The sequence below is a fragment of the Methylobacterium sp. Leaf465 genome (assembly GCF_001424705.1).
Classification (GTDB): Bacteria; Pseudomonadota; Alphaproteobacteria; order Rhizobiales; family Beijerinckiaceae; genus Methylobacterium.
Genome location: NZ_LMRA01000044.1, coordinates 126,972 through 140,294 on the forward strand (window position 1 = coordinate 126,972; position 13,323 = coordinate 140,294).

The following is a 13,323-nucleotide window of genomic DNA, read 5'->3' on the forward strand; positions in this document are numbered from 1 at the left end:
ACAGGCATCCGCGCGCCCCGATCGTCTGGGTCGATGACATCCGTGTTAATGGTCGGATTCATGGCGGGCACTTCCCCGGGCGAAAGTTCCGTTGCCTGCCGCATGTAAGCCGCGTGTCGATCAGAGCAATCGCACTTCGAATGAGCAGGGCATAGAGCTTGCTGATTACGTTTTGAGATGATTTCGAGTGTAGGGTAGGCTGGCTCGCTAACCTACGCTGTCAATGTTCTTTTAAGCGCAGGCGTTTAAGCGATGGGCGACTATCGCATAGGATACGCCGGTGCTTGGACGTCTCAGAGTTGCAGCGACGATCGTCGGGCTCTGCTCGATTTTGACCATCACGCAGGCGCAGGCGGAGGAGCGCGTCCTCAGGCTCGGCTTCCTCTTCGCCCAGAGTTCGCAGCTCGGAGCAGGGGCCGAGCGCTTCTCCAAGGAAGTCGCCAAGCGCACCGGCAACGCGTATCGCGTCGAGCTGTATCCGAACGGCGCGGTCGGTGGCGAAGTCGAGATGGCGGAGGAGCTCCGCCTCGGGCACCTCGATATGGCCTTCATCACGAGTGCGCCCTTCTCCAGCATCATCCCGGAATTCGGGATCTTCGACATCCCGTTCCTGTTTCGCGATGCGGGCCATGCGCACGCCGTCTTCGACGGCGCGGTCGGGCAGGATTACCTGAAGAGGTTCCAGCAAAAGGGCATGATCGCGCTCGCCTGGGGCGAGAACGGCATGCGCCACATCACCAACTCCAAGCACCCGGTCACCAATCCCGAGGACCTGAAAGGCCTCTCGATGCGGGTGCCGCAGTCGGACATCATGCTCACGGGCTTTCGAAGCCTCGGCGTGAAGGCGGAGCCGCTGGCCTTCCCGGCCCTCTACGGCGCTCTGCAATCCGGGCAGTTCGACGGGCAGGAGAACCCGATCGCGGTGATCTCGGCCTCCCATTTCAACAAGGTTCAGAAGCACCTGACCCTGAGCGGCCACGTTTACTCCTGGGCCGTCATGGTCATGTCGAAGACGGCCTGGGATTCCCTGGACCCTGCCGAACAGAAGGCCTTCACCGAGGCGGCCCGGGCCGCCGGCCAGGTGTCCCGCGAGGCGGCCGGGCGCGCCGAACGGGAGGGCGTGGACGAACTGCGCAAGGCCGGGATGAACGTGGTCGCCTCGGTCGATCGCGCCGCCTTCGAACAGAGCCTGCAATCCGTGACCGCCGGATTCAGCGCCAAGTTCGGCGCCGAGACGATCCGCCAGATCAAGTCCATCCGCTGACGCTTTCGAGGCTCCCGCTCATGTTCACGCTCCGCCTCGACCGCCTCTCGGTCTCTCAGCGCATCCTGGCCGGCTTCGCCGTGGTGCTGCTGCTCCTCACCATCTCCGCCCTGACGACCTTCCGCAGCGTCAGCGTGCTCAACGCGGAGATCGAGAGCACCCGCTCCCGCATGCAGGCCGCCGAGGAGGCCAGCGCTTTCGAACTGCTCCTCAACGGGGTGCGGCGCCTGGTGCTCAACTACATGCGCACGGAACAGGGCGACATGCTGAGCGACCTGAAGACCGGTCTCGGCGCCCTGAGGGCTGACAGCGGCGGCCAACCCTCGGGCAGCCAGGATGCGGCGATCAGAAGTCGGGCCCTCGACTACGTCACCGGCACCGACGCACTCGTCGGCGCGATGCAGAAGCGGAAAGCCGCCCTCGGGGATCTGGTCAAGCTCGGTGCAGCGCTCTCCAACGCCGGTTACGCGATGGCGCAGCTCGCCGCGCAGGAACCGGGTCTCGCCGCCGCGACCTTCCGCGCCGACCGGGCCCTTCAGGCCGGCATGAGCGCGGTCTATCTTTTCCGCTCCAGCAACAATCCGGCGGATGCCAGCACGGCCACGGTCGAGTTCGGCCGCTACACCCGGGAACTCCTGGCCCTGTCCCGGCTCGACGAAGCCGGCCTGCTCCAAGCCTCGCTCAAAGTCGCGAACGGGAAGGTCGCAGCCTTCAAGGCGGCCCTCGACGGTGTCCTGCAGGGCGCCGGCGAGGTCGAGGTGGCGTATCAGAACCTGAAGCAGACGGGCGACGCGTTGATCGGCCTGGGCAAGGAGACCCGTGAGCGGGCGGTCCGGGAACAGCAGCAGATCATGGCGGTGATGACCGCGGATGCCAGCCAGCTGAGCCAGCTTGTCATCGGGATCGGTGGCGTGGCCCTGGTGATCGGCGGGCTCCTCGCATGGCGTGTCGGCCGCGGCGTGTCCGGGCCGGTGGCGGCCATGACCGGCGCGATGCAGCGCCTGGCCGCCGGAGACCATGGCGTGGCTGTTCCGGGTTCCCACCGGTCCGACGAGCTCGGTGCCATGGCGCGGGCCGTCCAGGTCTTCAAGGACGCACTCATCGCCAAGGAGCAGGCTGACGCCGCGGCAGCCGAGGAGGCGGATGCGAAGATGCGACGCGCCGACCATCTCGACGCCCTGACGAAGGCGTTCGAGGCGAATGTCTCCGTTCTCACGCAGGGTCTGGCCGGTGCTTCCACCGAGATGGAGGCCACGGCCCAGGGCATGGCAGGCACCGCGGAGCAGACGACCCGGCAATCCGGCACGGCGATGCGGGCCGCCGAACACACCTCCGCGAATGTGCAGACCGTCGCTGCGGCCACGGAGGAAATGTCCGCATCCATCCAGGAAATCACGCAGCAGGCCGGTCAGTCGGCCCGCATCGCGCAGCAGGCAGCTGATGAGGCTCGCCGCACGGACGGACTGGTCCGGCAACTCGCCAGTGCCGCCGAGCGGATCGAGACCGTCGTCGCGATGATCAACAAGATCGCAGGGCACACGAACCTCCTCGCCCTGAATGCCACCATCGAGGCGGCTCGGGCAGGCGAGGCCGGACGGGGCTTTGCCGTGGTCGCGTCCGAGGTGAAGGAACTTGCCGGTCAAACCACGCGCGCGACGGAGGAGATCGCGGGGCAGATTGCGTCCATCCAGGGCGTCACCCAGGCCTCCGTCGCGGCCATCCAGGCCATCGGCAGCACGATCGGGCAGATGGCGGCGGCCTCGAACGCCATCGCGGCTGCCATGGAGCAGCAGGGCGCCGCGACCCAGGAGATTGCCCGAAACGTGCAGCAGGCGGCGAACGGGACCGGCCAGGTCGTCGGTAGCATCAACGATGTGCGCCTGGGCGCCGACTCGACGGGCAGTGCCGCGGCGCAGGTGCTCGGCGCCGCGCAGGAACTCTCCCATCATTCGGAGAGCCTCCGTCACGAGGTCGGAACGTTCCTGATGGCGGTGAAGGCGGCCTGAGGCCCCCCGAAGGCGTCGAACGTTCGAAAGCGTCACATCGGACCGGCTCTTTCGAACGCGACGATCGGTTCAACGCGAACTTGTGAAGGGCGAACACCGCTCGGATGTGGACCGCCGACCCGAGCGGCGGGTTTCCCTGCAACTCCTGAAACAAGGCGGTGCCGTGCCCGATTGGCTGGAACACACGATCTGGTGGCAGGTCTTCCCGCTCGGCTTCGTCGGAGCCGAATCCGAGACCGTCGAGGGCGCTCCCGTCGTGCATCGCCTGGGCCATGTCCAGGCCTGGCTCGACTATGCCGTCGACCTCGGCGCCACGGGGCTGGCCCTCGGACCGGTCTTCGCCGCCTCGACCCATGGCTACGACACGATCGACCCCTTCCGGGTCGATCCGCGGCTCGGCGACGAGGCGGATCTCGTCGCCTTGATCGAGGCCGCCCATGCGCGGGGCCTGCGCGTGCTTCTCGACGGCGTCTTCAACCATGTCGGCCGCGACCATCCCGCCTTCGCCGAGGTTCTGGCGCAAGGGCCGCAGGCGCCCAGGGCCGCGTGGTTCCGGCTGTCCTGGCCCCGGGGCACCGATCCGGGCACGGCGCCGGACTACGCCTGCTTCGAGGGACACCGGCAGCTCGTGACGTTGAACCACGACGCACCCGCCGTAGCCGATTACGTCGTCTCCGTCATGACGCATTGGCTCGCCCTGGGGGTGGATGGCTGGCGCCTCGATGCGGCCTACGCCGTGCCCCGGCGCTTCTGGTCCGACGTCCTGGCGCGTGTGCGGTCGGTCCATCCGGACGCCTACCTCGTCGGCGAGGTCATCCACGGGGATTATGCCGCCATCGTGCGCGACACTGGCCTGGATGCGGTGACCCAGTACGAGCTCTGGAAAGCCATCTGGAGCGCCCTCAACGACCGCAACCTGTTCGAACTGGCCCATGCGCTCGACCGCCACAACGGCTTCCTCGACGCCTTCGTGCCGCTGACCTTCGTGGGCAACCACGACGTCACGCGGATCGCGAGCCGCCTCGCCGACGAGCGCCACCTCCCCCAGGCCCTCGCGATCCTGCTGGTCTGCGGCGGCACACCCTCGATCTATGCGGGCGACGAGCAGGCCTTCCGCGGCGTGAAGGAGGAGCGTGTCGGCGGGGACGATGCGATCCGGCCGGCTTTCCCGGACACGCTTGAGGGGCTCGCCCCCTATGGCTGGCCGATCTACCGTCTGCACCAGACCCTGATCGCCCTGCGGCACCGGCATCCCTGGCTGCACCGCGCCCGCACGCGGACGCTCCACCTGACCAACGAACAGCTCGTGCTCGCGGTGGGTGGCGGAACCCAGCACCTCCTCCTCGCCCTGAACCTCGCCGAGGCCGGCCTGCTCCTGCCGGCGCCGAATGCGCGCATCGTCGAGGCCGGGGAGGCGTCGCTGGCAGCGCCCGGAACGCCGGATGCGCGGGTGAGCCTCGGCCCCCAGGGCTGGGCCGTCCTGGCGATTTGATCTTTGCCGTTCGACAGCCTGGCGTCGCCCAGGACCGGGGGGAACGTGTCGTGAGCACAAAAGAATCCCTCTCGACCCAGAGGGATTCCCGAGGACATCGCGTCCTTCGCGAGGATGACGGTTCGCTGCCAGCGTCAGCGTTCGGCGCGGTCAGCGGCTCGAAGGCGCGTGTCGCGCGACAGCATGCGAAGCTCCCTGTTCCCGCTGGTCGCCCCGACGTCAGCCATGCCGAGTCCGCCCTCGAACAGGCCCGTGACGGCCGCGTGTCGGAGTTCGTGGAGGCGATGGTCGTTGCTGCCCGCGCGCTCGCGCAGGCGCATCCAGGTCTGCTCAGGGCCACCCACGCGCATCGGGAAGAGGCGTTCCGTCGGAAGGGAACGTTCGGCTCGGAGTGTCAGGAGGGCGCTCACGGCACGCGGCGCCAGCGGAACGTGACGCGTGTCGCCGTCCTTGGTCAGAGCGCGGGGTGCAACGCGCTGAACCAGGTCTACGTCGCACCAACGGAGCGACAGACGTTCGCCTCGGCGCTTCGCCGTCGCGATGGCGACGAGGCTCAGCGACTGGAAGCCGGGTGTGCGTAAGACAACGGCACAGAGGCGCCGAAGAGCAATCCATCGGACGAAGACGGATCGGTTCAGGGCAGCGGTTTTGCCTGATCGGACCTTCGTAGCGGCGTTCGATAGGAAGACGACGTGCTTCGCTGCAGCCAAGCTCAGGCCAGCAGGCCTCGGTGCGAGCGAGTGCCCCTGCTGAATAAACCCGTTGTACGCAAGAGGCTTCGGAGTAGGATCAGGAGAAGATCGGTTCTGCGATAGCCTCAATCAGCCACTCGATAATCTGGAGACGCCCCGTGTCCAAGCTGTTTGAAGAACGGGAACGCGCAGCAGAAATGCTTTTTGTTCGTGCGGAAGAAGCGCGATTTATGATGCACTGCCAAGGGGTTAGATCGCTGGCAGCCTATGCGGCACAAAAGCTTGGTATCGATGGGCAGGGTGCAGGTGCATATGCCCAAGAGTTACTGGGCGCATCGGTGCAGGGCCTGCGAGGCGACGCCTTGGTGGAGCGCGTGCAGGCGGACTTAGCGTCGAATGGCATCATCGTGGACCTCGCTGAGCTCCGCCGAGAACTTGCGCGGTCAACCGCCCAAGGCATCTACGACGTTGGTCCTGCAGCCAGAGGAGAGGCACTACCGCATTCATCCAGAGCAGGGGTTGACCCCTCACCGAGATAAGTCACAGCCAAGCCGGACCTGGATACAGAACGATCGCTGCTTCGTTGCCGTGGAAGAGTGAGTCAGACGCCGGCAATATCGTCGGGGTCATTTAGAGCAGCACGCGCGATTGCCTCACGCTAGAACGCCGCTGCCAGAGAACGGCGGACCGGAAGAGGCTGCCCTCTTGATGCAGCAGCAGCGCAGAACTCAATGAGTTCAGGGTCGGGCATGACCACGATCCCGAAGCCGGCGTGGAACGGGCCGGCGTCGAACACGCGCATGGCTATAGCGAGCCCCTCAGGAGCCGACGCTTCGAGACCTTCATCGACCAACCAGAGCCGCAGCCCCGCGACGAGTAAGTCGTCTAACCAAACCCCTGCAGCGTCGTGCCAGCCCGTAACCTGGAAGATCGAGAACGAAGCCGCAGCCATCCGTCGAGCGATCTCGTGGTCGCCGAGATCCAGATGGACAGCCCCGTCCTGGAGGAACCAGTCGTAGACGCGCCTACCGCGCTGATTCGGCTCCATGAGGGCGATGTCGCACAGCATGTCGAACACTGTGCCATCGTCGCGCTGCTTTTGGTCCCACAGATCGAGGTGCTTGGCCGCCCGATCGAAGTCAGGCTTGCGGCAGCAGCTCACGGCTTGGCGGAGCACAGACTGGATCGAAGCTCGGATGAGGTAATACTGCGCGAGGACGGCCTCGCGGGATGCAACCGACTGCGTTCCGTCCACACGGGTTCTCCACGCGCCTGACGGCAACGTGCCGTGAGCGTAGCCCGACGTCTACCGGCAGCGGGTGCAGCGAAAAGCGGAGACATCAGCCGCTCAGCGATCGTGCTTCCGTCACTGAGATTGCTGATCGTAGTGGCGGAGAGGGGGGGATTCGAACCCCCGATGCCCTTGCAGGCATGCCGCATTTCGAGTGCGGTGCATTCAACCGCTCTGCCACCTCTCCGCGAAGGCGCCTCGATGAGACGGGGGGTCACTAGCACGAGTGCTCCGGCTTTCACAAGCGGGGATCGCGGGAAAGCGTGACCGAGGAGAAGACGAGGGAGCCGGCGGTGTCGCGGTTCGGATGCGCCGGGGTCTTCAGCGTTGCTTAACCGGGGCGGTGCGACGGTCTGCGGGACGCGAATCGGAAACCCGTCGGCGACGCCTTGGACGCCGTACGGGGATTGACAGGATCGGGAAGCCCAGGGATGGCATTGGACGCCGCCACTGCCGTCATCGCCGTCCTGGCCGGCTCCGCGCCCCTGCATCTCATCCGCGTCCTGGCCCCCCTCGGCTGCGTGATCCGCCCCGTCAGCGGCCTGCCCCAGGATCTCGCGACCGATCGCGGCCCTCTGCCGGCCTGCGACCTGATCGTCGTCGAGGCGGGCGCCCAGGAGTCCTGCGCAGTGCTCGCGCTGATCGCACGGGTGCGCGGCCTGGGGGCGCAGGCTCGGACGCCCATCCTGCTGATCGCGGCCGACGATGCGCCACCGGTCCGGCGCGCGGCCGCGGCCGCCGGGGCCACCGATCTCATGGCGTATCCGGTCGATCCCTTCGATCTGCGGACCCGGGTTGGCAACCTGATCGAACTCGCCCTCGCCCGCCGGGCCGCCGAGCACCAGGGCCGGCTGGCGGCCCACACCGTCGAGCGGGCCGTCGTCGAGGCCGCAGCCCGGGAGCGGGAGATCATCCGCCGCCTGATGCTGGCCGCGGAGTTCCGCGACGACCAGGCGGGGGGCCACCTGACCCGCGTCGCCGGCTGCGCCATCGCGATCGCCGAGGGCCTCGGCCTCCCGGAGCAGGAGGCGAACGACATCGCCTTCGCGTCGACCATGCACGACATCGGCAAGATCAGCATCCCGGACCATATCCTGATGAAGCCGGGCGCCCTCACCGAGGCCGAGCGCGAGGAGATGAAGCAGCATGCCATGCGGGGCTACCGCATGCTCCATGACAGCCCGTCCCACCTGCTGCAGCTCGCCTCCGACATCGCCCTCACCCATCACGAGCGCTGGGACGGCGAAGGCTACCCCCAGGGCTTGAGGAACACCGAGATTCCCCTGGCCGGCCGGATCATCGCGGTGGCCGACGTGTTCGACGCCCTCATCTCCGAGCGGGTCTACAAGAAGGCCTGGTCCCTGGAGCGGGCTCGCCAGCACATCGAGGCACAGGCCGGGACGCATTTCGATCCCGACTGCGTCGCCGCCTTCGTCTCGCGGTGGACCGACATTGTCGGCCTGATCGCGGAGCATCCGCCCGAGAACGCGGCCGCCTGACCCCGGCCGGACGCCGCGGATCCCGGCTCAGCCGGCGAGACATCACCGGATCCAGAGGGCGACAGAAGGCCGGGATCCTGTTACCGCTGCGGCGAAACAGGCATATACTAGAGGCATCTACGTCCGCTATCCTCGATTGTCCGCAGGGGCGGTCCCCGTCGTCTTGCTGGGACGCCGCGGTCGCGGGCTTCGGGATTTCAGTGGCATGGCATGCATGATGGACGCTTCCCGCGAGACAACCGCGCCCCTCACCGATCCGCTGCTCCTCGACAACCAGCTCTGCTACGCCCTCTACGCGGCCGCCCACCGGATGACGAAGTCCTACCGCCCGATGCTGGAGCGGATGGGCCTGACCTACCCGCAATACCTCGTCCTCCTGGTGCTGTGGGAGACCGACGGCATCACGGTTTCGGAGATCGGGCGGCGCCTGCGCCTGGATTCCGGCACCCTGACCCCTGTCCTGAAACGCCTGGAGGTGGCGGGCTTCCTCGTCCGGAGCCGACGGCGCTCCGATGAGCGCGAGGTCGAGATCGCGCTCACGCCGCGCGGACAGGGGCTCCGGGCCGAGGCGGCCGCCGTGCGAGAATCCGTGATGTGCCAGCTCAACATGTCGGAGCCGGAGGTGCAGGCCATGCGGGCGGACCTGAACGCCCTGATCGAGAACCTCAGTGCGGCCGGGTAACGGACCGGAGCGCCGGCCCCGCACCCCGCCGAGCCGCCGAGCCGCCGAGCCCGGCTTCGGACGCCGCCGCTCCCTGGAAGGCCGGGAATTTTGCCGGATAAGTTTTTCTTGAACCGAACGGGACAGTGCCGTTAAGGCGGTGCTGTCGAGCGCGCGATGCCGCGGACAAGCCCTCGTTCACAACCTGTGCGGGATTGAGCGTATCGTGGATTCCCACCGACCGGTTCAGCAGGCCATCGCGACCCCGTCCCCGGTTCCGACGAACGGATTCCCCGGGCCATGCCCGTCGATCGCTGGCGTGTCCGGGCCAGGACGCATCAGGGTCGAACTTGCCGGTCGGTCCGGCGTTTCCGACCGATGAGTGCGCATGCGGGCGAAGCGGATCTGGCCCCGCGACGGCAGGTTGGTGTTCTGCCGTTCCGGCGAATGCCCGATGGCGGCTTCATGATCATGCTCATCACCTCGCGGGAGAGCCGGCGCTGGGTGATTCCGAAGGGCTGGCCGATGAAGGGGCGCAAGCCCTACGACGCCGCCGCCCGGGAAGCCTACGAGGAAGCCGGCCTCCTCGGCACCGTCGGCAAGCGTCCCCTCGGCTTCTACCTCTACGAGAAGCGCCTGAAGAGCCGCGATGCGGTCCTGTGCCAGGTGAAGGTGTTTCCCCTTGAGGTGCGCAAGCAGCTCAAGCACTGGCCGGAGCGCCATCAGCGCGAGGATCGCTGGTTCAAGCCGTCCGAGGCGGCCGACGCCGTGGCGGAGGCGGGGCTCGCCGCGATCATCCGTGCCGCCTGCAAGCGGGAAACCGGCGCCCTCGCCTGAGACGGGCGGGCGACGTCCCCGCCGCGCCCGTGGGAATTCGGCCACCGACCCGAGAGAAACCGACACAATTCGCTGCGATGCGATTGCCAAGGGGATGATGATCGGCTAATTGCCCGTCCGTCCGGTTCGCACGGCCCTCGCCGCAACCCAGGACGTTTAGCTGCTGTAGCTCAGTGGTAGAGCACCTCATTGGTAATGAGGAGGTCGACAGTTCAATCCTGTCCAGCAGCACCATTATTCTCCAACAAAAACAGCGCGTTCGGGGTGATGGTGCCGACTGCCGCCCGGTCGGGCTTTTTGTCTGGGCAGCACGCGGGCGGTCCAGGTTCGGAACGCGGTTTTCGCACCCTTGCGTCAGCCGCCCGCACGCCCCGTACGACCCTGCTATCGGCCGTTCGAAGCCCCCCGACCGGCAGCGGACGGCGAAAGCGGACACGGGGCGAAGCAGGGTGTAGGACCGTGCATGGGTCTGGAACCGCCGGCCTCGGAGCATTCCCATGAAACGCGCGACCCTATCGCTGATGGCCATCAGCCTGTTCATGGCGGCGCATGCGAGCGCGCAGAGCCTTCAGCCTCCATCCGATGGCCCGAGCACGCGCGAAGCGCCACGCACGAAGCGTGAGCGTGATCTCGGCCTGGACGGGAAGCCACGCGGGCAAAGAGAACTGTCGGCTCCGGACCGGGACGGGTACTCCACCGAGGAGCCCGATGACGAGGAGGACGACGATCTCGGGGAGGCCCTCCGTGGGGCTCAGCCCGCCGAGCCGCAGGCCCGTTGATCGTCTGCGGACCGCATGCGCTCTCCGATCCTCGCCCTGGTACTTGCCGTCGCGATCACTCCCGCCGCCCGCGCTGAGCCGGCATCGACCCTGGCCGGGCTGTGGCAGGCACTCGGCTCGTGTTCGCAGTCGGTGGGGGGCCCGGCAGGCTCGGCCGGCTCAGAGGTCACGGTGCTGCTCAGCATCAGGCGTGATGGCAGCCTCCAGGGGCAACCGCGGATCACGCACGCGAAGCTTACGGGCGACGATGCGGCTCAGAAAGAGTTCCTCGCTGGCGTACTCGGGAGCATCGCGCGGTGTTTCCCGCTCTCGATCACGGACGGTCTCGGCGGTGCCGTCGCGGGGCGCCCCCTTAGCCTGAGGGTCATGAACCGAGCGAGGGAGCGCGGCGCCTGAAACGTTGCCGCATGCACAAGCTTTGCCGACAGCCGCGAAGAGAAGCCGGGCGATGATATCGTAACCATGTCACGCCGCGCATATCGCTATGGAAATCGCCTGCCGCATTGCGGCAGCCTGGGCAGCAAGTCTGGACTGCGGAAGATGCTTCGATACGGCCTCCGGCAGCGGGAGGGCGAAATGGGAAGCGACGTTGAGGCCGATGTCGTGATCGGCTTTCATGCCGCAGCGTATCCGGCATTCGCCAGATCCGAAGCAAAGCGTTCTGAGCGAAACGCAGACGCGCAGGATCCATCTGCCTTACGGTCGCTCGGAGCAGCGCATTCGTCTGGCAGCCCGTCAGCTCCCGCGGATCGTCATGTCCGCGCCGTCGGCAGCTCACTACCCTGCGTCGCCTGGATGTGCGCGTTCAGGAGGTTGTCCGTCCGGTCCGAACCGAGGACGCTGGAATCGCGGCGGAGGGTCTGCTCTCCCGCACGATGGCCGTGTCCCTGTTCCCGAACGGGCTCGGGCAGACCCAGCCGCGCCTCGTCTCCCTCGCGGGGGACACCCTTCCCCCGGGCACCGCGTCGCCGATCGGCTCCGGCGGCCGGGAGATCGCCTACCACCTGAGACAGGGCGCCGCTGCCGCAGCTGCCGGCCGTTCGGGCCTGCGTCGCCACGCAAGGCCCCTTGTGGGCGATGATCCGGGGCGATTTGTCGGAACGCCGCGACGGGGTACTCTCTCGCCAGGGAGATACGCCGATGACCGCCTCAACGACGGCCGCCAGGGCCGCGCCATCGATCTATGACCGGGACCTCGACCGGAACCCGGCGAATTACCAGCCGCTGACGCCCCTGAGCTACCTCGACCGGTCGGCGCGGGTCTTCCCGGATCACTGTGCGGTGATCCACGGCCCCCTGCGGCGCAGCTATGCCGAGCTCTACGCGCGCTGCCGCCGCCTCGGGGCGGCCCTCGCGGCACGCGGCATCGGGCGCGGCGACACCGTCGCGGTCGTTCTTGCCAACACGCCCGAGATGATCGAGGTCCATTACGGGGTGCCGATGACCGGCGCCGTGCTGAACACCCTGAACACCCGCCTGGACGCCGCCGGTCTCGCCTTCTGCCTCGACCACGGCGAGGCCAAGGTGCTGATCACCGACCGGGAATTCTCGAAGGTTGTGGCCCCGGCGCTGGCCCAGGCCCGGGTCAAGCCCCTGGTGATCGACGTCGACGATCCGGAATTCACCGGCCCCGGCACGGCGGTCGGCAGCCTCGGCTACGAGGCCCTGCTGACGGAGGGCGACCCGGCCTGGGACTGGGCGATGCCCGGCGACGAGTGGGACGCGATCTCGCTGAACTACACGTCGGGCACCACCGGCGACCCGAAGGGCGTGGTCTACCACCATCGCGGCGCCGCCCTGCTCTGCCTCGGCAACGTCATCACGGGCAACCTCGGGCAGCACCCGGTCTATCTCTGGACCCTGCCGATGTTCCACTGCAACGGCTGGTGCTTTCCCTGGACCCTCTCGGTGGTCGCCGGCACCCATGTCTGCCTGCGCCAGGTCCGGGCCGGCGCGCTCTTTGCGGCATTGGCCGAGCACGGCGTCACGCATCTGTGCGGCGCGCCGATCGTGATGCAACTCCTCTTGAACGCGCCCGCGGCGGAGCGCCGCCCCCTGCCCCGGCGGGTCGCCTTCCTGACGGCGGCCGCGCCGCCGCCCCAGGCGGTTCTCGGCGCCATGGGGGCCGCCGGCTTCGACGTCACCCACCTGTACGGTCTCACCGAGACCTACGGCCCGGCCGTGGTGAATGCCTGGCACCGGGACTGGGACGCCCTCGACGACGAGGTCCGCGCCGCCAGGATGGCGCGCCAGGGCGTGCGCTATCCCGTGCTCGAGGGCTTCGACATCCGCGATCCCGAGACCTGCGAATCCGTGCCCGCCGACGGCGAGACGATGGGCGAGGCGATGTTCCGCGGCAACGTGGTGATGCGCGGCTACCTGAAGAACCCGAGGGCGACGCAGGCCGCCTTCGCGGGCGGCTGGTTCCGCTCCGGCGACCTCGGGGTCAAGCATCCGGACGGCTACATCCAGCTCAAGGATCGTTCGAAGGACATCATCATCTCGGGCGGTGAGAACATCTCCTCCATCGAGGTGGAGGACGCCCTGTTCCGCCACCCCGCCGTCTCCGCCGCCGCGGTCGTGGCCCGCCCCGACGCGAAGTGGGGTGAGACCCCGATGGCGTTCGTCGAGCTGAAGCCCGATGCCACCGTGGAGGCTGACGTCCTCATCGCCTGGTGCCGCGAGCGGCTGGCCGGCTACAAGCTCCCGCGCCACATCGTGTTCGGAGAGTTGCCGAAGACCTCGACCGGCAAGGTGCAAAAGTACCTGCTGCGGGAACGGGCGAAGGAGACGTGAGCGGGC

12 protein-coding genes and 2 tRNA genes are annotated in these 13,323 nt (G+C 67.7%); 11 read left to right on the top strand and 3 right to left on the bottom strand.

Annotation, left to right across the window (positions count from 1 at the left end; genetic code table 11):
* Window positions 1-280 precede the first annotated feature (280 nt).
* The 5 genes from ASG51_RS17925 to ASG51_RS23630 all read left to right on the top strand — a co-directional run bounded on the left by ASG51_RS17925 (window position 281) and on the right by ASG51_RS23630 (window position 5,993).
* Window positions 281-1,264 carry a DctP family TRAP transporter solute-binding subunit gene (locus ASG51_RS17925; protein WP_056277557.1) on the top strand — a complete coding sequence of 328 codons (984 nt, stop codon included), beginning with the start codon at window positions 281-283 and terminating at the stop codon, window positions 1,262-1,264.
* 20 nt (window positions 1,265-1,284) lie between these two features.
* Window positions 1,285-3,270: a HAMP domain-containing methyl-accepting chemotaxis protein gene (locus ASG51_RS17930; protein ID WP_056382232.1), complete on the top strand. Its 1,986-nt coding sequence runs from the start codon at window positions 1,285-1,287 to the stop codon at window positions 3,268-3,270.
* Window positions 3,271-3,433: 163 nt separating this feature from the next.
* Window positions 3,434-4,762, top strand: coding sequence for an alpha-amylase family protein (locus ASG51_RS17935; RefSeq protein ID WP_056382371.1), 1,329 nt, complete (start codon window positions 3,434-3,436; stop codon window positions 4,760-4,762).
* A 50-nt stretch (window positions 4,763-4,812) separates the two neighbouring features.
* The gene (locus ASG51_RS25205; RefSeq protein WP_244480188.1) at window positions 4,813-5,343 is read left to right on the top strand and encodes a hypothetical protein; all 531 of its coding nucleotides are present in this window, start codon (window positions 4,813-4,815) and stop codon (window positions 5,341-5,343) included.
* 269 nt (window positions 5,344-5,612) lie between these two features.
* Window positions 5,613-5,993: a DUF1476 domain-containing protein gene (locus ASG51_RS23630; protein WP_244480189.1), complete on the top strand. Its 381-nt coding sequence runs from the start codon at window positions 5,613-5,615 to the stop codon at window positions 5,991-5,993.
* Between the two features lie 119 nt (window positions 5,994-6,112).
* Here ASG51_RS23630 and ASG51_RS17945 read toward each other — a convergent pair whose 3' ends face one another.
* Together ASG51_RS17945 and ASG51_RS17950 are read right to left on the bottom strand one after the other, a co-directional pair.
* Window positions 6,113-6,709 carry a hypothetical protein gene (locus ASG51_RS17945; RefSeq protein ID WP_056382236.1) on the bottom strand — a complete coding sequence of 199 codons (597 nt, stop codon included), beginning with the start codon at window positions 6,707-6,709 and terminating at the stop codon, window positions 6,113-6,115.
* Window positions 6,710-6,842: 133 nt separating this feature from the next.
* Window positions 6,843-6,932: transfer RNA gene (locus ASG51_RS17950), tRNA-Ser, on the bottom strand.
* Between the two features lie 244 nt (window positions 6,933-7,176).
* Here ASG51_RS17950 and ASG51_RS17955 point away from each other — a divergent pair.
* The 5 genes from ASG51_RS17955 to ASG51_RS17975 all read left to right on the top strand — a co-directional run bounded on the left by ASG51_RS17955 (window position 7,177) and on the right by ASG51_RS17975 (window position 10,521).
* Window positions 7,177-8,244 (top strand): HD domain-containing phosphohydrolase, encoded by a 1,068-nt coding sequence (locus tag ASG51_RS17955; protein WP_056382238.1) that lies wholly within the window; start codon window positions 7,177-7,179, stop codon window positions 8,242-8,244.
* Window positions 8,245-8,461: 217 nt separating this feature from the next.
* Window positions 8,462-8,926, top strand: a complete 465-nt coding sequence (locus ASG51_RS17960) for a MarR family transcriptional regulator (RefSeq protein WP_200917550.1) — start codon at window positions 8,462-8,464, stop codon at window positions 8,924-8,926.
* Between the two features lie 357 nt (window positions 8,927-9,283).
* Entirely contained in the window at window positions 9,284-9,742 is a 459-nt protein-coding gene (locus ASG51_RS17965) for an NUDIX hydrolase (protein WP_056212083.1), read from the top strand.
* A 159-nt stretch (window positions 9,743-9,901) separates the two neighbouring features.
* Window positions 9,902-9,976, top strand: a tRNA-Thr gene (locus ASG51_RS17970).
* Window positions 9,977-10,239: 263 nt separating this feature from the next.
* Complete coding sequence (locus tag ASG51_RS17975) at window positions 10,240-10,521, top strand: hypothetical protein (protein ID WP_056382239.1); 282 nt, start codon at window positions 10,240-10,242, stop codon at window positions 10,519-10,521.
* 465 nt (window positions 10,522-10,986) lie between these two features.
* Here the strand turns inward: ASG51_RS17975 and ASG51_RS24335 are convergent, their stop codons facing one another.
* On the bottom strand, window positions 10,987-11,139 hold the full coding sequence (locus ASG51_RS24335; protein ID WP_156389780.1) for a hypothetical protein: 153 nt from the start codon (window positions 11,137-11,139) through the stop codon (window positions 10,987-10,989).
* Between the two features lie 522 nt (window positions 11,140-11,661).
* Between ASG51_RS24335 and ASG51_RS17985 the strand changes: the two genes are divergently transcribed.
* Complete coding sequence (locus ASG51_RS17985; protein WP_056382244.1) at window positions 11,662-13,317, top strand: acyl-CoA synthetase; 1,656 nt, start codon at window positions 11,662-11,664, stop codon at window positions 13,315-13,317.
* Window positions 13,318-13,323: the final 6 nt, after the last annotated feature.

Excerpts from the sequence above, each read along its gene's own strand:
- ASG51_RS17985 (WP_056382244.1), top strand. The coding sequence starts at position 11,662 with ATGACCGCCTCAACGACGGCCGCCAGGGCCGCGCCATCGATCTATGAC.
- ASG51_RS17955 (WP_056382238.1), top strand. The coding sequence starts at position 7,177 with ATGGCATTGGACGCCGCCACTGCCGTCATCGCCGTCCTGGCCGGCTCC.
- ASG51_RS17975 (WP_056382239.1), top strand. The coding sequence starts at position 10,240 with ATGAAACGCGCGACCCTATCGCTGATGGCCATCAGCCTGTTCATGGCG.
- ASG51_RS17930 (WP_056382232.1), top strand. The coding sequence starts at position 1,285 with ATGTTCACGCTCCGCCTCGACCGCCTCTCGGTCTCTCAGCGCATCCTG.
- ASG51_RS17960 (WP_200917550.1), top strand. The coding sequence starts at position 8,462 with ATGGACGCTTCCCGCGAGACAACCGCGCCCCTCACCGATCCGCTGCTC.
- ASG51_RS24335 (WP_156389780.1), bottom strand. The coding sequence starts at position 11,139 with ATGAAAGCCGATCACGACATCGGCCTCAACGTCGCTTCCCATTTCGCC.
- ASG51_RS17965 (WP_056212083.1), top strand. The coding sequence starts at position 9,284 with ATGAGTGCGCATGCGGGCGAAGCGGATCTGGCCCCGCGACGGCAGGTT.